The following is a 21209-nucleotide window of genomic DNA, read 5'->3' as shown; positions in this document are numbered from 1 at the left end:
CGTCTTCCCAATTGATGCCCGTGAGGCGCGAAGCAACGGCACGTCAGATGCGCTTGGGCGTCGAACTGCGCAGGCTCCGTGAGGCCGCGGGGCTCACCGCCGTCGAGGCGGCCGCGCTGCTCGGGGCCAATCGCGCACAGATGAGCCACATCGAATCCGGACTCGCCGGTGTGAGCGAGGAGCGGCTGCGGCGCCTCGCGTCCCATTACGCCTGTACGGACGGGGAGTTCGTTGATGCCCTGGTCGCTCTGGCCACCGATCGGACACGCGGTTGGTGGGAGGAGTACCGGGGCCTGCTGCCCACGTCGTTCCTGGATCTGGCGGAACTGGAGCACCACGCCACATTCATGCGCGAGGTGGCGATCCTGTACGTTCCCGGCCTGCTGCAGACCGAGGAGTACGCCCGCGGTGTCTTCGCCTCCCGGGTTCCCGAGCTCACCCACGGGGAGCTCGAGCTGCGCCTACGCCACCGCTTGCGACGTCAGCAGTTCATCTTCCCTTACGAGTTGGTGATCCATGAGTGCGCCCTGCGTATCAGGGTCAGCAACCGAGCGGCTGCCCGAGCGCAACTTCTGAGACTCGTCGAACTCTCCGAAGCGGACAACATCACCGTGCGGGTCATCCCGTTCGACCTGGACGATTTTGGCAGGGCTGCCAGCACCATGACGTACGTCGGTGGCCCCCTTCCCAAACTGGACACTGTCGTGCGCGACGTGCCCCACGGCTCGGCCTTCATCGACTCCGAAGCACAGCTCAGTGCCTTTCGAACGCGTTTCCGTAAGGTGGAAGCCGTGTCGCTCGACTTCGAGCGTTCGCGTGACTTCATCCACCGGCTGGCGAAAGAGCTGTGAGGCAACCCCATGGACAACTGGCGGAAGTCGTCCTACTCAGGCCCCGACGACGGTAACGCCTGCGTGGAGATAGCGAACTCCTCCACCCTGATAGCCGTTCGCGACTCCAAGGCCCCCGCCGCGGCGGTCCTCATCTTCCGTACCGGGGCTTTCAGCGCCTTCATGGACGACCTCAAGCAACCTGCCTGGCGGAAGTCGTCCTACTCGGGCCCAGGCGACGGCAACGAATGCGTAGAGCTGGCCACCACCCCCACCCACACATCCCTCCGCGACTCCAAGGCCCCCACCCGAGCCACCCTCACCTTCGCCGCTCCGGCCTTCGCCGCCTTTCTCGAAGTCCTGAAGAAGTCCCCTCACCCCAACTCCTGACGGGGGTCAAGGCGTCGGCGCCACCCCGCCCAGCAGTGCCGTGAGTTCCCGTGCCGTCTCCGTCACCCGGCGTCCGATCTCCGGGAGTCGTTCATGTGTCACCCGGGACGCCGGGCCCGAGATGCTGATCGCCGTGACGACCGTGCCGGCGTGGTTGAAGGCCGGTGCGGCCACGCAGCGGATGTCGAGTTCGTTCTCCACGTCGTCGATGGCGTAACCGCGTTCGCGGATGACCGCGAGGTCGGCGCGGAGGTGGTCGGGGGACGTGATCGTGGCCGGCGTGCGGGCGGGGAGGCCGGCCGCGAGCACCAGGTCGAGGACCTCGTCGCCCGAGTGCGCGAGGAACGCCTTGCCGGTCGCCGTGCAGTACGCGGGCTGGCGGCCGCCGACCCGGGAGTGCATGCGCACGGCCTGCGGGCTCTCCACCTTGTCGATGTAGACGATCTCCGGCGGGTCGAAGCTGACCAGGTGCACGGCCTCGCGCGCGTCCTGGGCGAGCCGGTGCAGCAGGGGAGACGCCGTGCGGCGGATGTCGAGGCGTTCCAGGTAGACCTGCCCGAGCAGGGCGTTCTGCGGGCCGAGCCGGTAGTGGCCGGTCTCCGGGTCCTGGTCGACCAGGCGGGCGTCGCGGAGGGGTGCGAGGAGTCGTAGAACCGTGCTCTTGCTGAGCTGGAGGCCGGTCGCGAGGTCGGTCAACGACATGCCGTGCGGGTGGCCGCCGTCCTCGGCCAGGTACATCAGGATGCTCAGCGCGCGCCGCAGGGAGGACGAGGAGTTGCGGCGGGGTTCGAGGGCGTCGGTGGCGTCTGGGGTCACACCGGGCACCTTACCGTACTGCATTGCAAAATTGAATGTTACATCTTGAAATCACCGTTGACGGCTTCGGGGGTCCGGGCTAGCTTCTCCGCAACGCAATGCGAAACAACGTTTTGCACTGCAGAACGACTTGGTGCTTCTTCTTCGGGCTCCCCCCGGCCCCCGCCTCCCCTCGCCCCTCGCACCCTCCCGGAACGGAACGCAAGTGATGAGACTTCGTCACGGTAACCGCAATCTGATGGCGATTTGTATCGGTGTGACCGCCGTCGCATCCCTGTCCGCCTGCACCTCCGCCTCCGCCGGCCCCACCGGTTCGGGTTCCGGCGGGCAGTCCTCGACCCTGCAGGACGTCATCAAGCGCGGCACCCTCAACGTGGCCAGTTGCCTGACGTTCCCGCCGTTCGGCTCGATGGACAAGAACAACAAGCCGCAGGGCTTCGACGTGGACGTGGCCACCGCGATGGCCACCGCGCTCGGCGTCAAGGTGCACATCGTCGACACCACCTCCGCCAACCGCATCCCCAACCTGCAGACCAAGAAGGTCGACGCGGTGGTCTGCAACTTCACCACCACCGCCGAGCGGGCGAAGCAGGTCGCCTTCAGCGACCCGTACATCGTCGCGGGCGAGGTGCTGCTGGTGAAGAAGTCCAGCGGCATCAACACCCTCAAGGACCTCACCGGCAAGACGGTCGCCGTCACCAAGGGCTCCACCAACGGCGACGCGGTCAAGGCCGGCAACTCCCAGGCGAAGATCCAGGAGTACGACACCTCCTCCGCCGCCGTCCTCGCGGTGAAGCAGGGCCAGGCCGACGCGATGGTCGAGGACTCCAACTTCCTCAACTACCAGGCTAAGCAGGACCCTTCGCTGAAGGTCACCAAGGACTCCGTCGTCCCGCTGGAGTACAACGGCATCGGCGTCCCGCTCGGCGACGCCACCTGGCTGCAGTGGGTCAACACCTGGCTGCGGGAGTTCAACACCTCGGGACAGGCCGCCGACCTCTACAAGAAGTGGTTCGGCGTCAGCCGCCCCTACCCGCTCAACCCGTCCTACTGAGTCCCGGCCGGGCGGCGGGGTCCTTCCCGCCGCCCCGGGAGGAGTCCCATGTTCGTCGACTGGAGCTACGCCCTCCGGGACTGGCCCACCTACGTGGACGCCGCCTGGCTGTCCCTGCGGCTGTCGCTGGAAGCCTTCGTGCTCGCCTTCGCCCTCGGCCTGCTCGGCGCGCTCGCCCGCGGATCCCGTCTCCTCGTGCTGCGCGCGCCCGCCGCGGTCTACGTCGAGGTCATCCGCAACACCCCCGTGCTGCTGCAGATGTTCGTCGCCTACTTCGCCCTCCCGTCGGCGGGGCTCCGGCTGAGCCCGGTGCAGGCGGGCGTGCTCGCCCTCGGCGTGAACGTCGGTGCGTACCTCACCGAGATCTTCCGCGCCGGCATCCAGGCCGTCCCGCGCGGCCAGCGCGAGGCCGCCCGGGTGCTCGCCCTGACCCCGGCCCGCACCTTCGCACACGTCGTCCTGCCGCAGGCACTGCGCAACGTCTACCCGGCCGTCGTCAACCAGCTGGTGCAGATCATCCTCGGCTCGTCCCTGCTGTCCGCCATCTCGGTGCCCGAACTCACCGGCACCGCCATGGTCGTCAACTCCCGCACCCTGCTGACCGTCCAGGTCTTCGGCATCGCCGCCGTGCTCTACCTGGTCCTCACCAACGCGGTGGTCCTGGTGGCCGGGCTCGTCGGGCGCGTCGCCTTCAAGCCCCCGCTACGGCCCGCCGCCCGGCCGCGTGTGCTGAGCGCCGTACGACGTCTGGTGACCGCCCGGCCCGCCCCGAAGGAGGCCTGAGATGGACTGGTCCCTCATCTGGTCCAACCGCGAGCTGTACGTGTCGGGTCTGTGGTCCACCGTCCAGCTCTCGCTCGCCGCGATCGCCACCAGCACCCTCCTCGGCCTGGTCGTCGCCGCGATCCGCACCAGCCGCATACCGGTGCTGGCCCAGCTCGCCCGCGGCTACCTGGAGGTCTTCCGCGGCACCCCGCTGCTCATCCAGATGCTGTTCATCTACTTCGGCGCCACCTACCTGACCGGGTTCGGCGTCACCATCTTCGGCGCCGCGCTGTTCGCCCTCACCCTCTACCAGGGCGCCTACATCGCCGAGATCTTCCGGGCCGGCATCGAGGCGGTGCCGCGCGGCCAGTGGGAGGCGGCGCGGGTACTGGGCCTGGGCCGGGGGCGGACGTTCGTGAGCGTCGTACTGCCCCAGACCCGCGCGATCGTGCTGCCACCACTGGTCGGCCAGTACCTCTCCCTGATCAAGGACACCTCCATCGCCGTGGTCATCGGGTACGTCGAACTGGTCCGCCAGGGCCAGGCCGTCATCGACCGCGTGGGCTCCCCGGCGACCTCCTACATCGCCGTCGCCGCCCTCTACTTCGTCATCTGCTACCCGCTGTCGCTGCTCGTGCGGCGCATGGAGCGAAAGGCCGTCACCGCATGATGATCACCGATCCCGCCGCACCGCAGCAGGCGGCGGCCCCCGCTCGCATCTCCCTCTCCGGTGTGCACAAGCGCTTCGGCGACCTGGAGGTCCTCAAGGGCGTCGACATCGACGTGGAGCCGGGCGAGGTCGTCGTCCTCATCGGCGCCAGCGGCTCCGGCAAGTCCACGCTGCTGCGCATCATGTGCGATCTGGAGCGGGCCGACGACGGCGAGGTGTGGGTGAACGGTGTACCCCTGCACGACCGCAAGCGCGCCCCCGAGATCTTCGGTCATGTGGGCATGGTCTTCCAGCAGTTCAACCTCTTCCCGCACAAGACGGCCCTCGGCAACGTCACCCTCGCCCTGCTGAAGGTACGCAAGCTCTCGCGCGCGGAGGCCGAGGAGCGCGGCCGGGCAGCCCTGGAGCGGGTCGGGCTGTCCGAGAAGGCCGACGCCTACCCCGCCCAGCTCTCCGGCGGCCAGCAGCAGCGCGTCGCCATCGCCCGCGCGCTCGCCATGGACCCCGCGATCATGTTCTTCGACGAGCCGACCTCCGCCCTCGACCCCGAACTCGTCGGCGAGGTCACCGGCGTCATGCGCTCCCTCGCCGAGGACGGCATGACCATGGTCGTCGTCACGCACGAGATGCGCTTCGCCAAGGACACCGCCGACCGCGTCGTCTTCATGGACGGCGGCGTCGTCCTCGAACAGGGGCCTCCGGAGCAGGTGTTCGGCAACCCGGCCGAGCAGCGCACCCAGCGGTTCCTGCACCGGGTCCTGGACACGTGAGGGATGATCACGCGGACGTGGTCTGCATCGGCGAGACCATGGCCGTCCTCGCCCCGGCCGACACCGCCCGTCCCCTCGCCCGGCAGAGGACCCTGACCCTCTCCGTGGGCGGTGCCGAGTCCAACGTCGCCTGCGCCCTGGTCGCCCTCGGCCACCGCGCGGCCTGGCTCGGCAGGGTCGGCGACGATCCGCTCGGCCGGCGCGTGCTCGACGACCTGGCCGACCGGGGCGTGGACGTCTCCGCCGCCCGCACGGACCCGAGGCGACCGACCGGCCTCTACTTCAAGGATCCCGGCCCCGACGGCACCGGCGTCCACTACTACCGGCGCGGCTCGGCCGCCTCCGCCATGGACCCGGCCCTGGCCGACCTGCCGTTCCTCCAGCGGGCCCGGGTCCTCCACCTCTCCGGCATCACCCCCGCCCTCTCGGCCAGTTGCGCGGCGCTCGTCACGCGCCTCGTCGTCCGCCGCGCCGTACCCGGACCGTTGATCTCCTTCGACGTCAACCACCGCCCGTCCCTGTGGCGGGACCGACCGCACGACGCGGCCCCCGTGCTCCTCGACCTGGCCCGCGCGGCCGACCTGGTGTTCGTCGGCCGCGACGAGGCCGAGACGCTGTGGGGCACTTGCACCGCCGCGGCCGTCAGCGACCTGCTCGGCCCGCGAGGCCCCGGCCGGACCCTCGTCGTCAAGGACGCGGGGTACGGCGCGACGGCGTACGGCGCCGACGGCACCGAGGTCTTCGTGCCCGCACCGGCCACCCGGATCGTGGAACGGGTGGGCGCCGGTGACGCCTTCGCCGCCGGTTACCTGGCGGCCCTCCTCGAAGGCCGCGGCCCCGAGGCCGGCCTGCGCCTGGGGCACCTCGTCGCCGCCGCGGCCCTGGCCACTCCCGAGGATGCCGTCCCCCTGTGTCAGACCGCACCGGTACCGTCGGATCATGGCGCAACAGGCGGGGAATCCCACGGGTGAACGACGGCTCGCCGTACTCGAAGGCGTGCTGGAGCGCATCACGTACGCCAACGAGGAGAACGGCTACACGGTCGCCCGCGTCGACACCGGCAGAGGCGGCGGCGATCTGCTCACGGTCGTCGGCGCGCTGCTCGGAGCGCAGGTGGGGGAGTCGCTGCGGATGGAGGGGCGGTGGGGGTCGCACCCCCAGTACGGCAAGCAGTTCACCGTGGAGAACTACACGACCGTGCTGCCGGCCACCGTCCAGGGCATCCGGCGTTACCTGGGATCGGGGCTCGTCAAGGGCATCGGGCCGGTGTTCGCGGACCGCATCACCCAGCACTTCGGCCTGGACACCCTGCAGATCATCGAGGAGGAGCCCAAGCGGCTCATCGAGGTGCCCGGGCTCGGGCCGAAGCGGACGAAGAAGATCGCCGACGCCTGGGAGGAGCAGAAGGCGATCAAGGAGGTCATGCTCTTCCTGCAGACCGTGGAGGTGTCGACCTCGATCGCGGTCCGGATCTACAAGAAGTACGGCGACGCATCGATCTCCGTCGTCAAGAACCAGCCGTACCGGCTCGCCGCCGACGTCTGGGGCATCGGGTTCCTGACCGCCGACAAGATCGCCCAGTCCGTCGGGATCCCGCACGACAGCCCGGAGCGGGTGAAGGCGGGCCTGCAGTACGCGCTGTCCCAGGCCACCGACCAGGGCAACTGCTACCTCCCCGAGGAGCGGCTGATCGCGGACGCGGTGAAGCTGCTGCAGGTCGACACCGGGCTCGTCATCGAGTGCCTCGCGGAGCTGGCGGAGGTGCCCGAGGACGGTGGGGACCCCGGGGTCGTACGGGAGAAGGTCCCCGGGGAGCACGGTGAGGAGATCACCGCGATCTACCTCGTCCCCTTCCACCGTGCCGAACTCGCCCTCTCCGCCCAGCTGTTGCGGCTGCTGCGTACCGACGAGGACCGGATGCCCGGGTTCCTGGACGTGGCCTGGGACAAGGCGCTCGCCTGGCTGAAGGGGCGGACCGGAGCCGAGCTCGCGCCCGAGCAGGAGGCGGCCGTCAAGCTGGCGCTGACGAAGAAGGTCGCTGTGCTGACCGGTGGTCCCGGCTGCGGCAAGTCCTTCACGGTGCGGTCGATCGTCGAGCTGGCCAGGGCGAAGAAGGCGCGGGTGGTGCTGGCCGCTCCTACCGGGCGGGCCGCCAAGCGGCTGGCGGAGCTCACCGGCGCGGAGGCGTCCACCGTGCACCGGCTGCTAGAGCTGAAGCCGGGTGGCGACGCGGCGTACGACAGGGACCGGCCGCTCCCGGCCGACCTGGTGGTGGTCGACGAGGCGTCGATGCTGGACCTGCTGCTCGCCAACAAGCTGGTGAAGGCCGTACCGCCGGGGGCGCATCTGCTGTTCGTGGGGGACGTGGACCAGCTGCCCAGCGTCGGCGCGGGTGAGGTGCTGCGGGATCTGCTGGCCGACGGCAGCCCGATTCCGGCGGTGCGCCTGACGCGCGTGTTCCGGCAGGCGCAGCAGTCGGGGGTGGTGACCAACGCCCACCGGATCAACGCCGGGCAGCACCCCGTCACCGACGGCATGAAGGACTTCTTCCTCTTCGTCGAGGACGACACGGAGGAGGCCGGGCGGTTGACCGTGGACGTGGCCGCCCGTCGGCTTCCGGCCAAGTTCGGGCTGGATCCGCGGCGGGACGTGCAGGTGCTGGCGCCGATGCATCGGGGGCCTGCGGGGGCCGGCACCCTCAATGGCCTGCTGCAGCAGGCCATCACCCCCGGCCGCCCGGACGTGCCGGAGAAGCGGTTCGGTGGGCGGGTCTTCCGTGTCGGCGACAAGGTCACCCAGATTCGCAACAATTACGAGAAGGGCAAGAACGGTGTCTTCAACGGCACCGTGGGCGTTGTCACCTCGCTCGACCCGGTCGACCAGCGCCTGACGGTGCTCACGGACGAGGACGAGGAGGTCGCGTACGAGTTCGACGAACTGGACGAGCTGGCCCACGCGTACGCGGTGACCATTCACCGCTCGCAGGGGAGTGAATATCCCGCCGTGGTGATCCCGGTCACCACCGGGGCCTGGATGATGCTCCAGCGGAACCTTCTCTACACGGCCGTCACCCGGGCCAAGCAGCTGGTGGTGCTGGTCGGGTCGCGCAAGGCGATCGGACAGGCGGTGCGCACGGTGTCGGCGGGGCGGCGCTGTACGGCGCTGGACTTCCGACTCGTCTCAAGGGCTCATGTCGAGGACTCGTCTTGAGGACTCGTCTCGACATCTCGAAAAATGATCGATCAAATGAGTCGTGAAGGTCACAGAGCCCTTCCGGATGGCGAAGACAGGGGGCAGGATGGGCAAGTTGGCGGCACTCAGTGCCGCCGATAGGCCCGATGGTCGACCCCGAGTGCACTCTCCTGAGCCAATTGGGGGAAGGTAGAGACAGTCAGGGCAACCTCGAAGATGAGGCACTACGTCGGTGAGGGAAGACGTGAGCGACAACTCTGTAGTACTGCGGTACGGCGACGGCGAGTACACCTACCCGGTGATCGACAGCACCGTCGGCGACAAGGGCTTCGACATCGGGAAGCTCCGCGCCCAGACCGGGCTGGTCACCCTGGACAGCGGCTACGGGAACACCGCTGCCTATAAATCCGCCATCACCTACCTCGACGGCGAGGCGGGCATCCTCCGGTACCGCGGCTACCCGATCGAGCAGCTCGCCGAGCGCTCGACGTTCCTGGAGGTCGCCTACCTGCTGATCAACGGCGAGCTGCCGACCGTCGACGAGCTCTCCTCGTTCAAGAACGACATCACGCAGCACACCCTGCTGCACGAGGACGTCAAGAACTTCTACAAGGGCTTCCCGCGCGACGCCCACCCGATGGCCATGCTGTCGTCGGTCGTCTCCGCGCTGTCCACGTTCTACCAGGACAGCCACAACCCGTTCGACGAGAAGCAGCGCAACCTCTCGACGATCCGCCTGCTCGCCAAGCTTCCCACGATCGCCGCGTACGCGTACAAGAAGTCGATCGGTCACCCGTTCGTCTACCCGCGCAACGACCTCGGCTACGTCGAGAACTTCCTGCGGATGACCTTCTCGGTGCCGGCCCAGGAGTACGACCCCGACCCGGTCGTCGTCGCCGCGCTCGACAAGCTGCTGATCCTGCACGCCGACCACGAGCAGAACTGTTCGACGTCGACGGTCCGCCTGGTCGGCTCCTCGCAGGCGAACATGTTCGCGTCGATCTCGGCCGGTATCAACGCCCTGTGGGGCCCGCTGCACGGCGGTGCCAACCAATCGGTGCTGGAGATGCTCGAGGGCATCCAGAACTCCGGCGGCGACGTCGACTCCTTCATCCGCAAGGTGAAGAACAAGGAGGACGGCGTCCGGCTGATGGGCTTCGGCCACCGGGTCTACAAGAACTTCGACCCGCGCGCGAAGATCATCAAGGCGGCGGCCCACGACGTGCTGTCCGCGCTCGGCAAGTCCGACGAGCTGCTGGACATCGCGCTGAAGCTGGAGGAGCACGCGCTCTCCGACGACTACTTCGTCTCGCGCAGCCTCTACCCGAACGTGGACTTCTACACCGGTCTGATCTACCGGGCCATGGGCTTCCCGACCGAGATGTTCACGGTGCTGTTCGCGCTCGGCCGGCTGCCGGGGTGGATCGCGCAGTGGCACGAGATGATCAAGGAGCCGGGGTCTCGGATCGGGCGGCCGCGGCAGATCTACACGGGTGTTGTCGAGCGGGACTTCGTGCCGGTCGAGCAGCGGTAGCCTGCCGGCGGGGTGCGGGGGCGCCTAGAGGGTTGCCACTGGGGGTGCGTGGGCGGCTGCCGGCCGAGTGTGGCCGGTCGCGCCCACGCGGCGGAGCCGCACATCGATACAGCCCCGCGCCCCTTACCGGCGCTGCAGTCGGCGAGCCTCGGAAGGCGAACGCAACTGCGGAGAAGCAGTAACTGAACAAAGCGGAAGGCGCCCTGGCGGCGGTCCCCCCACGGGCCGACGTCCAGGGCGCCTTCCCATGTCCCGGTGCGGATTCCCCCCACGGGATCCGGCCGGGCGTCTGTGAGGACAGCGCCTGAATCGCTGGTGGGTACGGCGGGTTGAGCAGAATGAGCAAAACTCGCCGTACTCCTGGTGTGCGATCTGCCGGGACAGCGCACGCTCGGGAGGGCCGCTCAAAGCTTCCCGACGCACGTGTCCCGGCAACGCATCTCTGAGGAAGTCCCCCAAGACATCCTCAGATGCCAGTTCGCGCCCCCCAAGACGCTCCCTGACATCGTCAACTTAGACCTTCGAACCCCTTCGATGGTTACGTTCACATCACTGTGATCTGCATCTCTTGCATTTGTCCGTTTGATGCGCAAGAGCCCCGATGCGTTGATCGGGGCTCAAGCGTAAGGATGATGCGCGAGCCTTGTGAAGAGCTTATGTGAGCCCGAGGCCGGACTCTAGGGGTGCTCTTACTTCTCCTGCCGGTAACCCGCAGTAACTTGGCCGAAGTTCAGTGAAACGTCCGCAGTCTGAGACTGTTGGTGACCACGAAGACGGATGAGAAAGCCATCGCGGCCCCGGCGATCATCGGATTCAGCAGCCCCGCGGCGGCGAGCGGCAGCGCGGCGACGTTGTAGCCGAACGCCCAGACGAGGTTTCCCTTGATCGTGGCGAGCGTCCTGCGCGACAGCCGGATCGCGTCCGCCGCCACCCGCAGGTCCCCGCGCACCAGCGTCAGATCGCCGGCCTCGATCGCCGCGTCCGTGCCGGTGCCCATCGCGAGCCCCAGATCGGCGGCGGCGAGCGCGGCCGCGTCGTTGACCCCGTCGCCGACCATCGCGACGACCCGTCCCTCGCCCTGCAGGCGCCGTACGGCGGCCACCTTGTCCTCGGGCAGGGCCTCCGCGACCACCTGGTCGATGCCGACCTCCCGCGCCACCGCCTCGGCGACCGCCCGGTTGTCCCCGGTCAGCAGCACCGGCGTGAGCCCCAGAGCGCGCAGCTCGCGCACCGCCTCGGCGCTGGACGGCTTCACCGTGTCCGCGACCGCGACGACACCGCGTGCCACCCCGCCCCAGCCGACCACGACGGCCGTACGGCCGTCCCTCTCGGCCTCGGACCTGGCCCGGGACAGTTCCTCGGGCAGCGTGTCGTAGAGGCGCCCCACGGCCACCTCGCGGCCCTCCACCCGGCCCCGCACGCCGCGGCCGGGCACGTTCTCGAAGTCGGTGACCTCCGGCAGCCGGCCGAGCCGCTCCTCGGCGCCCGCGGTGACCGCACGGGCGACCGGGTGTTCGGAGGCGTGCTCGACGGCGCCCGCGAGCCGCAGGACCTCCTTCTCGTCGGTGCCGTCGGCGACGTACACGTCCTGGAGGGTCATGCGGCCCGTGGTGACCGTGCCGGTCTTGTCGAGGACGACGGTGTCGACGCGGCGCGTGGACTCCAGCACCTCGGGACCCTTGATCAGGATGCCGAGCTGGGCGCCGCGCCCCGTGCCGACCATCAGCGCGGTCGGTGTCGCGAGGCCCAGCGCGCACGGGCAGGCGATGATCAGGACCGCGACGGCCGCGGTGAACGCGGCGGCGGTGTCGCCGGTGACGCCGAGCCACCCCCCGAAGGTGCCGACGGCGAGCAGGATCACGGCCGGCACGAAGACCGCCGAGATCCGGTCGGCGAGCCGCTGCACCCGCGCCTTGCCGTTCTGCGCGTCCTCCACCAGCCGCGCCATCCGCGCGAGCTGGGTGTCGGCGCCCACGCGCGTGGCCCGGACGACCAGGCGGCCACCGGCGTTGACGGTGGCCCCGGTGACCGCGCTGCCGACGCCCACGTCCACCGGCGCCGACTCGCCGGTCAGCATGGACGCGTCCACCGCGGAGGCGCCCTCGACGACGGTGCCGTCGGTGGCGATCTTCTCGCCGGGCCGGACGACGAAACGGTCCCCGACGGCGAGGCGGGACACCGGGACGCGGACCTCGCGCCCGTCCCGCAGGACGGAGACCTCCCTGGCGCCCAGCTCCATCAGCGCCCTGAGCGCGGCCCCCGCGCGCCGCTTGGAGCGGGCCTCCAGACAGCGGCCCAGCAGGATGAGCGCGACGACTCCGGCGGCGACCTCCAGGTAGATCGCGGAGGCGCCGTCGGCGCGCGAGACGGTGAACCGGAACTCGTCGTGCATGCCCGGCATGCCCGCGTCGCCGAAGAACAGCGCCCACAGCGACCAGCCGAACGCGGCGAGCGTGCCGACCGACACCAGCGTGTCCATGGTCGCCGCGCCGTGCCGGGCGTTGGTCCAGGCGGCCCGATGGAAGGGCAGGCCGCCCCAGACGACGACGGGGGCGGCGAGGGTGAGCGCCAGCCACTGCCAGTCGTCGAACTGCAGTACCGGGATCATCGACAGCAGGACGACCGGGACCGCGAGCAGGACGGAAACGGTGAGGCGCTGCCGCAGGGAGGCGAGTTCGGGGTCGTCCTCGGCCGCCGTCGGCTCGTCCTCGGCCGGCCGGGGCGGCGCGGGCTCCTCGGCGGTGTACCCCGTCTTGACGACGGTGGCGATCAGGTCGGCGACCTGGATGCCCGCGGGATAGCTGACCTTGGCCTTCTCGGTCGCGAGGTTCACCGTGGCGGTGACGCCGTCCATGCGGTTGAGCTTCTTCTCGACGCGGGCCGCGCAGGAGGCGCAGGTCATGCCGCCGATGAGCAGCTCGACTTCGGCCGTGTCGGCTATGGGCGTCTGCGTGGTGGCGGTCATGTCCTGCCTCCTGCGCTGCCCGTCAGGCCCGGCCGACGAGTTCGAAGCCCGCCTCGTCGACGGCGGCGGCGACCGCGGCCTCGTCCAGCGGGGCCGCGGAGACGACGGTGACCTCGCCGGCCGAGGCGACGGCCTTGACCGAAGTAACGCCGGGGATCTCCGAGATCTCGCTGGAGACGGACCCCTCGCAGTGTCCGCAGCTCATCCCGCTCACCTTGTAGACGGCGGTGACGGAACCCTGGGTGTCGGACTGGGCGGTCATGTCGTTCTCCTCGTGGAGGCGTGGGGGACCTGTGTGACCCACGGTGGGGTCCTCGTTATTGACACTATACCCCTAGGGGGTATGAATCCAAGGAAGGGGCGGCCGGGATCGGCGGCTTCCGTGAGAGGTTCGGGATGATCGGGAGCGTCAGTGAGACATCGAAGTAGGACATCGAGGGGATGAACCATGCGCGCGGTGGTCTTCGAACGGTTCGGCGAATCCGCCGAGGTGCGGGAGGTCGCCGACCCGGTGGCCGCCGAGCACGGCGTGGTCGTCCGGGTGGAGGCCACCGGTCTGTGCCGCAGCGACTGGCACGGCTGGCAGGGCCACGACCCCGACATCACGCTGCCGCACGTGCCCGGTCACGAACTCGCCGGTGTCGTCGAGTCGGTCGGGCCCCGCGTGAGCGCCTGGCGCCCCGGTGACCGGGTGACCGTCCCCTTCGTGTGCGCCTGCGGCACCTGCGCGGCCTGCGCCGCGGGCGACCAGCAGGTCTGCGAAGGGCAGACCCAGCCCGGCTTCACCCACTGGGGTTCCTTCGCGCAGTACGTCGCCCTCGACCATGCCGACGTCAACCTCGTGGCGATCCCGGACGACCTGTCATACGCCACCGCCGCCTCCCTGGGCTGCCGGTTCGCGACGGCGTTCCGGGCGGTCGTGCAGCAGGGGCGGGTCGCGGCGGGGGAGTGGGTCGCCGTGCACGGCTGCGGCGGGGTGGGGCTGTCCGCGGTGATGATCGCGGCGGCGGCCGGGGCGCGGGTGGTCGCCGTCGACGTGTCGCCGGCGGCGCTGAACCTGGCGCGGACGTTCGGGGCGACGGAGGTGGTGGACGCCACGCGGGTGCCGGACACGGCGGCGGCGGTCCGTGACGTGACCGGGGGCGGCGCCCATCTGTCGCTGGACGCCCTCGGTTCCCCCGTCACCTGCGTGGCGTCCGTGAACGGCCTGCGTCGCCGCGGCCGGCACGTCCAGGTGGGGCTGCTCCCCTCGCCGGACGGCACGACCCCGGTCCCGATGGCCCGCGCCATCGCCCTGGAACTGGAACTCCTCGGCAGCCACGGCATGGCCGCGCACGCCTATCCGCCGATGCTGGAGCTGGTCCGGGCAGGCGTCCTGCGCCCCGACCTCCTGGTCACGTCCACCATCCCCCTGGACGCGACCCCGGCCGCCCTGGCGGCGATGGGAACGGCACCGGGAGCGGGCGTCACGGTCATCGCCCCGTGGAAGTGACGCTCGCGGGCCGCCCGCGATGGACGACCCACTCCCGGTCGAGGAGCCCCATGACCACCTCGTCGACCCACCGGCCGTCCCGCCACTGCGCCTCTCTGCGTACGCCTTCCACCACGAACCCGACTTTCTCGTAGACGTGCAGGGCCCGCCGGTTGTGGCCGTACGCCTCCAACTGGACGCGATGCAGGGTGAGTTGTTCGAAGCCGTAGCCCACCACGAGCCGCGTGGCCTCGGTACCGATCCCCCGGCCGCGGCCCCGGGGCCCGAGGAGCGTGCGGAACGTGCAACTGCGCGCTGCCGGATCCCACTCGTACAGGACGACCTCGCCCAGGACCTCGCCGTCGGCGGGGTCGGTGACCGCCAGGTCGAGGCGGTCGGGGGCGGCGGCGCGGGTCCCGTACCAGGAACGCAGACCTTCAAGGGTCAGTTCGGTGGAGGGTTCGAAGGTGAAGCGGATGACCTCGGGATCCTGGACGATCTCCCAGACGGCGTCCGCGTCGGCCTCGGTGAAGGGGCGCAGGACGGTCTTCTCGCCTCTCAGGACCGGTTTCACGGAGAAGTCGCTCATCGGACGACTGTGCCCCACGGGGCGGGTGGGGCACAGGTGGTTTTCACGGTGGGCGGGCGACCGGGATCAGTCGTCCCTGCGGCCGCGGTTGCCCGGGCGGGAGGCGACCCACCTGCGGACCGTGTCGGCGTACCAGAAGGGCTTGCCGCCCTCGACGTGGTCCGGTGGAGGCAGCAGCCCGTGCTTGCGGTAGGACCGCACGGTGTCCGGCTGCACCTTGATGTGCGCCGCGATCTCCTTGTACGACCAGAGCCGTCGATCGGTCATGAAACGCACCTCCCTGCGCGCACCGCGGGGGCGGCCGGGGGCGGCCGTCGGGGGAGCCGGGCGCAGCGCTGGCGATCACAAAGCCTGTGTGTCGTGAACGACGCCCGCCGAGGACGGGTCAGGGCCTGTGCGCGGGGTGTGACGCGGGACCCGCGTACACGCGACATGCGTGACACCACGGGGGTGTTTGTGACAGGAGTGCTGCAAAGGCCTACGCGGGCTCACGGGCGCGGCGCGTTGACATCGGCGACGGCACCCCCACTTCCCGTGAGGGTGCCGGCCGGTCCTGCTACGCCCCGCAGGACCGCAGGAACGCCCGCGTCCGCTGGGCGATCGGCAGCGGCTTGTCCGGCTCGCAGGGGTACATGTCCTGCTCGACGATCGCGAACAGGTCGACGTCCAGCTTCTGCGCGGCCTCCAGCACCGGCCCGAGGGCCGGCACACCGGCGGGCGGCTCGCACATCACGCCCTGGGCCACGGCGGGCCCGAACGGCGTGCCCTTGGCCCGTACGTCCGCCAGGATCTCCGGGTCCACCTGCTTGAGGTGCAGGTACCCGATCCGCTCCCCGTACGTCTCGATCAGCTTCACGCTGTCGCCGCCGCAGTACGCGTAGTGGCCCGTGTCCAGGCACAGCGACACCACGGAGGAGTCCGTCCCGTCGAGGAACCGGACGACGTTCTCCTCGCTGTCGATGTGGGTGTCGGCGTGCGGGTGGACGACGATCCGCAGCCCGTACCGCTCCCGCACCTCACGACCGAGCCGCTCGGTCAGCGAGGTCAGGTTGCGCCACTGCTCGGCCGTCAGCGTGTCCGGCTCCAGCACCTCACCGGTCTTGTCGTCCCGCCAGAACGACGGGATGACGACCAGGTGGGAGGCGCCCATGGCCTGCGCGAGGACCGCGTTGTCGGCGACGTGCGCCCACGTCTTCTCCCACACGGACTCGCCGTGGTGCAGTCCCGTGAAGACGGTCCCCGCCGACACCTTCAGGCCACGGCGCGCGGTCTCCTCGGTGAGGACGGCGGGATCGGTCGGCAGGTAGCCGTACGGACCGAGCTCGATCCACTCGTACCCGGACTGCGACACCTCGTCGAGGAAACGCTGCCAGGGAACCTGCTGCGGGTCGTCCGGGAACCAGACGCCCCAGGAGTCGGGCGCCGATCCGATCCGGATGCGGGACAGGGCGGAAGTGGCGGGGGAGGGGGACAACGAGGTCATGCCGGTCAGCTTCCGGGCGCCGGTAAGCGCTGTCAAGGTGTCGTCCGAATGTCTGGACAAAACATTGACAGGGCTCCTTGCCCGGGACTACAAACGCGGGGAGAGCCGCAACGAAGGGAAGTCGATGGCGTACGACCTGATCACCATGGGGCGGATCGGTGTGGACCTGTATCCGCTCCAGACCGGCGTCCCGTTGCCGCAGGTGACGAGCTTCGGCAAGTTCCTCGGCGGTTCGGCGACGAACGTCGCGGTGGCCGCCGCCCGCCTCGGGCGCCGCACCGCGGTGATCACCCGCACCGGCGACGACCCCTTCGGCGCCTACCTGCACGAGGCCCTCCAGGGCTTCGGTGTCGACGACCGCTGGGTGACCCCGGTACCGGGACTGCCCACGCCGGTCACCTTCTGCGAGATCTTCCCGCCGGACGACTTCCCGCTGTACTTCTACCGGCAGCCCAAGGCGCCGGACCTCGAGATCGACGCCCACGAACTGGACCTCGACGCCATCCGCGAGGCCGGCATCTTCTGGGTCACCGGCACCGGTCTGAGCGAGGAGCCCAGCCGCACGGCGACCCTCGCGGCCCTCGCCCACCGCGCCAAGTCCGGTACGACGGTCTTCGACCTCGACTGGCGCCCCATGTTCTGGAAAGACGCAGCTCGGAAGGACCCGTCCGAAGTCGCCCGCCCCTTCTACAAAGAGGCCCTGCGCCACACCACCGTGGCGGTAGGCAACCTGGACGAGGTGGAGGTCGCGACCGGCGTGCGCGAACCGCAGGCCGCCGCGCAGGCGCTGCTGGACGCGGGTGTGGAGCTCGCGGTCGTCAAGCAGGGCCCCAAGGGCGTCCTCGCCGTCAACAGCAAGGGCGAGTCCGCCGAGGTGCCGCCCCTCCCGGTCAACGTCCTCAACGGACTCGGCGCCGGGGACGCCTTCGGCGGCTCCCTGTGCGACGGTCTGCTGGCCGGCTGGGACCTGGAGACGATCATGCGGCACGCCAACGCGGCCGGCGCCATCGTCGCCTCCCGCCTGGAGTGCTCCTCCGCCATGCCGACCCCGGCCGAGGTCGAGGCGGCGCTCACGGCGGGAGCCGTGCTGTGAGCGTCGACGTGGCGGAGCTGGTCCGCCTGCGCACCCACCGCCCCGAGGCGATAGCGGAGGCCGCCGCCCGGCGTGCCCGGCGTCCGTTGGTGGGTGCGAGCGGTCGCCTGATGATCGTCGCCGCCGACCACCCGGCCCGGGGCGCGCTCGGGGTCGGCGACCGCAAGCTGGCCATGGCCAACCGCGCCGACCTGCTCGAACGCCTCTGCCTGGCGCTGTCCCGGCCCGGCGTGGACGGCGTCCTCGCGACCGCCGACATCCTCGACGACCTGCTGCTGCTCGGCGCCCTGGAGTCCAAGGTCGTCATGGGCTCCATGAACCGCGGCGGCCTGCAGGGCGCCGCCTTCGAGCTCGACGACCGCTTCACCGGCCACCGCCCCGAGGACATCGAACGGCTGAACTTCGACGCCGGCAAGCTGCTCCTGCGCATCGACTACGACGACCCGGGCTCCCTGACCACCCTGGAGTCCACCGCCCGCGCCATCGACGACATGGCCGCGCGCCGACTCCCGGTCTTCGTCGAGCCGTTCATCAGCCGCCGCACCGAGGAGGGCAGGCTGAAGAACGACCTCTCCGCGGAGGCCGTCACCCGGTCGATCGCCATCTCCTCCGGCCTGGGCGGGACGTCGGCCTACACCTGGCTGAAGCTCCCCGTCACCGAGAACCCCGACGACATGGCCGAGGTCATGCAGACCTCGACGCTGCCCGCCGTACTGCTGGGCGGCGAGGTCGGCGACGATCAGGACGGGGCGTACGAGAAGTGGCGCGGTGCCCTCCAACTCCCCACCGTGCGGGGGTTGGTGGTCGGCCGTTCGCTGCTGTACCCGGCGGACGGCGATGTGGCCGCCGCCGTGGACACCGCCGTAGGACTGCTGTGAGGGCCGCATGAGCAGCGACGGACTGTACATTCCGCGGGGTACCACCGCCGACGGGAACTACGCGTTCGACGTCGACCCCAAGCGCGCGGGCTGGGCGTACTGCAGCCTGCGGATCGTGGAGCTGCCGCCGGGGGGTACGCACACCTTCACCACCGGAGACAGCGAGTGGATCGTGCTTCCGCTGGAGGGCGGATGTACGGTGCGAAGCTCCACCGAAGGCACCACCGAAGAGTTCCAACTCCTGGGCAGGGAAAGCGTGTTCGCGTCGGCCACCGACTTCGCGTACGCCCCCCTGGACGCCCGGGTCCAGATCGCCTCCGGCGCGGGAGGCCGCTTCGCCCTGGCAGGAGCGAAGTGCGAGCGACGACTCCCCGCCCGCTACGGCCCCGCGCCGGAGGTCCCCGTCGAAGAGCGCGGCAGCGGCACGCAGTTGCGCCACGTGCGCAACTTCGCCTCCGCAGACGCCTTCGACTGCGACAAGCTCATCGCCGTCGAGGTCGTCACCCCCGGCGGCAACTGGTCCTCGTACCCGCCGCACAAGCACGACGAGCACCGGCCGGGCGTGGAAGCGGAGTTGGAGGAGATCTACTACTTCGAGATCGACGGCCCGAACGGTTTCGGCTATCAGCGCGTATCTCCCTCCCGTGAGGGCGGATCCGACGTCCTCGCCGAGGTCCGCTCCGGCGACGCCGTCCTCGTTCCCGACGGATGGCACGGCCCGTCCATCGCCCAGCCCGGCCACGACATGTACTACCTCAACGTCATGGCGGGACCGGGTGAGACGCGGGAGTGGCGGATCTGCTTCCACCCGGACCATACGGAGGGGTACCGATGAGTATCCGGCTGACCGTGGCGCAGGCGCTCGTCCGCTTCCTGTCCGCCCAGTACACCGAACGCGACGGCGAGCGGCGGCGGTTGATCCAGGCCACCTGGGGCATCTTCGGCCACGGCAACGTGGCGGGCATCGGCCAGGCGCTCCTCGAGTACGCGGACGACATGCCGTACCACCAGGGCCGCAACGAACAGGCCATGGTGCACGCGGCGGTGGGCTACGCGCGTCAATCGGGCCGCCTGTCCACGCACGCGGTGACGACGTCCATCGGTCCCGGCGCCACCAACCTCGTGACCGGCGCCGCCCTCGCGACGATCAACCACCTCCCGGTGCTGCTCCTGCCGGGCGACGTCTTCGCCACCCGCCCCGCCGACCCGGTCCTCCAGCAGCTCGAGGTCCCGTACGCCGGTGACGTGTCGGTCAACGACAGCCTGCGCCCGGTGTCGCGGTACTTCGACCGTGTGACCCGGCCGGAGGCCCTGATACCGGCGGCTCTGCAGGCGATGCGCGTGCTGACCGACCCCGTCGACACCGGTGCCGTGACGCTCGCCCTCCCGCAGGACGTCCAGGCCGAGGCGTACGACTGGCCCGAGGAGTTCTTCGCCGAGCGCACCTGGACCGTCCGGCGTCCGGGCGCCGACCCGGCCGAACTCGCCGCCGCGGTACGGGCGATCAGGTCCGCGCGCCGCCCGCTGGTCGTCGCCGGCGGCGGGGTCCGCCACAGCCGGGCCGAGGAGGCCCTCGCCGAGTTCGCGGAGACCACCGGCATACCGGTCGCCTCCACCCAGGCCGGCAAGGGCTCCCTGCGCCACGACCACCCCCAGGACGTCGGCGGGATCGGCCACACCGGCACGGCCACCGCCAACGAACTCGCCCGCACCGCCGACCTGGTGATCGGCGTCGGCACCCGCTACACCGACTTCACCACCGCCTCCGGAACCCTCTTCACCGGCGACGGCGTCCGCTTCCTCAACCTCAACATCGCGCCCTTCGACGGCCACAAACTGGCCGGCACCCCGCTGGTCGCCGACGCGCGCTCGGGCCTCGAGGAGCTGACCCAGGCCCTGGAGATCCACGACCACCGCGTCCCCGCCTCCTACGTCGCCGAGTACACCGAGGACAAGGAGCGCTGGGAGCAGCGCGTCGACGCCTGCTACGAGGCCGACGAGCCGGACGTGCGGCCCACGCAGCCACAGGTGCTGGGTGCGCTGGACGCGATCGTCGACGAGACGGATGTGATCATCAACGCGGCCGGGTCCCTCCCCGGTGACCTGCACAAACTGTGGCGGGCGCGCTCGCGGGACCAGTACCACCTGGAGTACGGCTACTCCTGTATGGGCTACGAGATCCCGGCCGCGATCGGCGTGAAGCTGGCCGCACCTCACAGGCCCGTCTGGGCCCTGGTCGGCGACGGCACGTACCTGATGATGCCGACGGAGATCGTGACCGCCGTGCAGGAAGGCGTCGCGATCAAGGTCCTGCTGATCCAGAACCACGGGTACGCCTCCATCGGCGGCCTGTCCGAGTCGGTGGGCGGCGAGCGGTTCGGCACCGCCTACCGCTTCCCGTCCGACGACGGCACGTACACGGGGGCGCCGCTGCCCGTGGACCTGGCCGCGAACGCCGCCAGCCTGGGCATGCGGGTGCTGCGCGCGAAGACCGTCTCGGACCTGCGCGAGGCGCTCGCCGAGGCCCGCGCCGCCGACACGCCCACATGTGTCTACGTCGAGACCGAAACGGCAGACACAGTGTCGGGGGCGCCTCCCGCGCAGGCCTGGTGGGATGTACCTGTGGCCGAGACCGCGACCAGGCCGTCGGCGGTCAAGGCACGTGAGCTGTACGAACGGCACGTCTCGACCCGACGCCGCCATCTGTGA

General features: G+C 70.2%; 20 protein-coding genes. 14 read left to right on the top strand and 6 right to left on the bottom strand.

The annotated features are described in order from the left end of the window. The first annotated feature begins 14 nt into the window (after positions 1 to 14). Together ACIRVK_RS06760 and ACIRVK_RS06755 are read left to right on the top strand one after the other, a co-directional pair. Positions 15 to 851: a helix-turn-helix domain-containing protein gene (locus ACIRVK_RS06760; RefSeq protein WP_404244343.1), complete on the top strand. Its 837-nt coding sequence runs from the start codon at positions 15 to 17 to the stop codon at positions 849 to 851. Between the two features lie 9 nt (positions 852 to 860). Continuing rightward, on the top strand, positions 861 to 1220 hold the full coding sequence (locus ACIRVK_RS06755; RefSeq protein WP_404244342.1) for a DUF397 domain-containing protein: 360 nt from the start codon (positions 861 to 863) through the stop codon (positions 1218 to 1220). A 6-nt stretch (positions 1221 to 1226) separates the two neighbouring features. Here ACIRVK_RS06755 and ACIRVK_RS06750 read toward each other — a convergent pair whose 3' ends face one another. Then, entirely contained in the window at positions 1227 to 2036 is an 810-nt protein-coding gene (locus ACIRVK_RS06750; RefSeq protein ID WP_404244341.1) for an IclR family transcriptional regulator, read from the bottom strand. A gap of 256 nt (positions 2037 to 2292) precedes the next feature. Here ACIRVK_RS06750 and ACIRVK_RS06745 point away from each other — a divergent pair, with 256 nt between their 5' ends. From ACIRVK_RS06745 to ACIRVK_RS06715, 7 genes are all read left to right on the top strand, one after another. Further along, positions 2293 to 3090 (top strand): transporter substrate-binding domain-containing protein, encoded by a 798-nt coding sequence (locus tag ACIRVK_RS06745; protein ID WP_404244340.1) that lies wholly within the window; start codon positions 2293 to 2295, stop codon positions 3088 to 3090. Positions 3091 to 3138: 48 nt separating this feature from the next. Then, positions 3139 to 3873: an amino acid ABC transporter permease gene (locus ACIRVK_RS06740; RefSeq protein ID WP_404244339.1), complete on the top strand. Its 735-nt coding sequence runs from the start codon at positions 3139 to 3141 to the stop codon at positions 3871 to 3873. Position 3874: 1 nt separating this feature from the next. After that, entirely contained in the window at positions 3875 to 4525 is a 651-nt protein-coding gene (locus tag ACIRVK_RS06735) for an amino acid ABC transporter permease (RefSeq protein ID WP_404244338.1), read from the top strand. After that, positions 4525 to 5295, top strand: a complete 771-nt coding sequence (locus tag ACIRVK_RS06730) for an amino acid ABC transporter ATP-binding protein (protein ID WP_404244566.1) — start codon at positions 4525 to 4527, stop codon at positions 5293 to 5295. The genes ACIRVK_RS06735 and ACIRVK_RS06730 overlap by 1 nt, the downstream gene beginning before the upstream one ends. Beyond that, entirely contained in the window at positions 5292 to 6266 is a 975-nt protein-coding gene (locus ACIRVK_RS06725) for a sugar kinase (protein ID WP_404244337.1), read from the top strand. The genes ACIRVK_RS06730 and ACIRVK_RS06725 overlap by 4 nt, the downstream gene beginning before the upstream one ends. Continuing rightward, positions 6235 to 8505 (top strand): ATP-dependent RecD-like DNA helicase, encoded by a 2271-nt coding sequence (locus ACIRVK_RS06720; protein WP_404244336.1) that lies wholly within the window; start codon positions 6235 to 6237, stop codon positions 8503 to 8505. The genes ACIRVK_RS06725 and ACIRVK_RS06720 overlap by 32 nt, the downstream gene beginning before the upstream one ends. Before the next feature lie 226 nt (positions 8506 to 8731). Further along, entirely contained in the window at positions 8732 to 10021 is a 1290-nt protein-coding gene (locus ACIRVK_RS06715) for a citrate synthase (RefSeq protein WP_404244335.1), read from the top strand. A gap of 730 nt (positions 10022 to 10751) precedes the next feature. Here ACIRVK_RS06715 and ACIRVK_RS06710 read toward each other — a convergent pair. Beyond that, positions 10752 to 12986, bottom strand: a complete 2235-nt coding sequence (locus ACIRVK_RS06710; protein ID WP_404244334.1) for a heavy metal translocating P-type ATPase — start codon at positions 12984 to 12986, stop codon at positions 10752 to 10754. A gap of 22 nt (positions 12987 to 13008) precedes the next feature. Beyond that, entirely contained in the window at positions 13009 to 13248 is a 240-nt protein-coding gene (locus tag ACIRVK_RS06705; RefSeq protein WP_404244333.1) for a heavy-metal-associated domain-containing protein, read from the bottom strand. 186 nt (positions 13249 to 13434) lie between these two features. Between ACIRVK_RS06705 and ACIRVK_RS06700 the strand changes: the two genes are divergently transcribed. Beyond that, positions 13435 to 14478: a zinc-dependent alcohol dehydrogenase family protein gene (locus ACIRVK_RS06700; RefSeq protein ID WP_404244332.1), complete on the top strand. Its 1044-nt coding sequence runs from the start codon at positions 13435 to 13437 to the stop codon at positions 14476 to 14478. Here the strand turns inward: ACIRVK_RS06700 and ACIRVK_RS06695 are convergent. The 3 genes from ACIRVK_RS06695 to ACIRVK_RS06685 form a co-directional block, all read right to left on the bottom strand. Next, positions 14459 to 15046, bottom strand: a complete 588-nt coding sequence (locus ACIRVK_RS06695) for a GNAT family N-acetyltransferase (protein ID WP_404244331.1) — start codon at positions 15044 to 15046, stop codon at positions 14459 to 14461. The genes ACIRVK_RS06700 and ACIRVK_RS06695 overlap by 20 nt on opposite strands. Before the next feature lie 66 nt (positions 15047 to 15112). Next, entirely contained in the window at positions 15113 to 15313 is a 201-nt protein-coding gene (locus ACIRVK_RS06690) for a helix-turn-helix transcriptional regulator (protein WP_404244330.1), read from the bottom strand. A 289-nt stretch (positions 15314 to 15602) separates the two neighbouring features. Next, positions 15603 to 16529 carry a sugar phosphate isomerase/epimerase family protein gene (locus ACIRVK_RS06685; protein ID WP_404244329.1) on the bottom strand — a complete coding sequence of 309 codons (927 nt, stop codon included), beginning with the start codon at positions 16527 to 16529 and terminating at the stop codon, positions 15603 to 15605. 124 nt (positions 16530 to 16653) lie between these two features. On the opposite strand from ACIRVK_RS06685, the gene iolC reads away from it, so the two are divergent. From iolC to iolD, 4 genes are read left to right on the top strand one after another with little or no spacing between them, the layout of a single operon-like run. Then, positions 16654 to 17622, top strand: coding sequence for a 5-dehydro-2-deoxygluconokinase (iolC, locus tag ACIRVK_RS06680; RefSeq protein WP_404244328.1), 969 nt, complete (start codon positions 16654 to 16656; stop codon positions 17620 to 17622). After that, positions 17619 to 18500 carry a deoxyribose-phosphate aldolase gene (locus tag ACIRVK_RS06675; protein ID WP_404244327.1) on the top strand — a complete coding sequence of 294 codons (882 nt, stop codon included), beginning with the start codon at positions 17619 to 17621 and terminating at the stop codon, positions 18498 to 18500. The genes iolC and ACIRVK_RS06675 overlap by 4 nt, the downstream gene beginning before the upstream one ends. Positions 18501 to 18507: 7 nt before the next feature. Then, positions 18508 to 19335, top strand: coding sequence for a 5-deoxy-glucuronate isomerase (gene iolB / locus ACIRVK_RS06670; protein WP_404244326.1), 828 nt, complete (start codon positions 18508 to 18510; stop codon positions 19333 to 19335). Beyond that, a complete protein-coding gene (iolD, locus tag ACIRVK_RS06665; RefSeq protein WP_404244325.1) occupies positions 19332 to 21209 on the top strand; it encodes a 3D-(3,5/4)-trihydroxycyclohexane-1,2-dione acylhydrolase (decyclizing) in 1878 nt (625 codons plus the stop codon). The genes iolB and iolD overlap by 4 nt, the downstream gene beginning before the upstream one ends.

The sequence above is a fragment of the Streptomyces sp. NPDC101152 genome (assembly GCF_044768275.1).
Taxonomy (GTDB): Bacteria; Actinomycetota; Actinomycetes; order Streptomycetales; family Streptomycetaceae; genus Streptomyces.
The sequence above is the reverse complement of the archived record's forward strand: the minus strand, read 5'-3'. Positions and strand labels throughout refer to the sequence as shown.

Excerpts from the sequence above, each read along its gene's own strand:
- ACIRVK_RS06730 (WP_404244566.1), top strand. The coding sequence starts at position 4,525 with ATGATCACCGATCCCGCCGCACCGCAGCAGGCGGCGGCCCCCGCTCGC.
- ACIRVK_RS06690 (WP_404244330.1), bottom strand. The coding sequence starts at position 15,313 with ATGACCGATCGACGGCTCTGGTCGTACAAGGAGATCGCGGCGCACATC.
- ACIRVK_RS06720 (WP_404244336.1), top strand. The coding sequence starts at position 6,235 with ATGGCGCAACAGGCGGGGAATCCCACGGGTGAACGACGGCTCGCCGTA.
- ACIRVK_RS06755 (WP_404244342.1), top strand. The coding sequence starts at position 861 with ATGGACAACTGGCGGAAGTCGTCCTACTCAGGCCCCGACGACGGTAAC.
- ACIRVK_RS06740 (WP_404244339.1), top strand. The coding sequence starts at position 3,139 with ATGTTCGTCGACTGGAGCTACGCCCTCCGGGACTGGCCCACCTACGTG.
- iolB (WP_404244326.1), top strand. The coding sequence starts at position 18,508 with ATGAGCAGCGACGGACTGTACATTCCGCGGGGTACCACCGCCGACGGG.
- ACIRVK_RS06735 (WP_404244338.1), top strand. The coding sequence starts at position 3,875 with ATGGACTGGTCCCTCATCTGGTCCAACCGCGAGCTGTACGTGTCGGGT.
- ACIRVK_RS06700 (WP_404244332.1), top strand. The coding sequence starts at position 13,435 with ATGCGCGCGGTGGTCTTCGAACGGTTCGGCGAATCCGCCGAGGTGCGG.
- ACIRVK_RS06705 (WP_404244333.1), bottom strand. The coding sequence starts at position 13,248 with ATGACCGCCCAGTCCGACACCCAGGGTTCCGTCACCGCCGTCTACAAG.
- ACIRVK_RS06710 (WP_404244334.1), bottom strand. The coding sequence starts at position 12,986 with ATGACCGCCACCACGCAGACGCCCATAGCCGACACGGCCGAAGTCGAG.
- ACIRVK_RS06695 (WP_404244331.1), bottom strand. The coding sequence starts at position 15,046 with ATGAGCGACTTCTCCGTGAAACCGGTCCTGAGAGGCGAGAAGACCGTC.
- iolD (WP_404244325.1), top strand. The coding sequence starts at position 19,332 with ATGAGTATCCGGCTGACCGTGGCGCAGGCGCTCGTCCGCTTCCTGTCC.
- ACIRVK_RS06760 (WP_404244343.1), top strand. The coding sequence starts at position 15 with ATGCCCGTGAGGCGCGAAGCAACGGCACGTCAGATGCGCTTGGGCGTC.
- iolC (WP_404244328.1), top strand. The coding sequence starts at position 16,654 with ATGGCGTACGACCTGATCACCATGGGGCGGATCGGTGTGGACCTGTAT.
- ACIRVK_RS06685 (WP_404244329.1), bottom strand. The coding sequence starts at position 16,529 with ATGACCTCGTTGTCCCCCTCCCCCGCCACTTCCGCCCTGTCCCGCATC.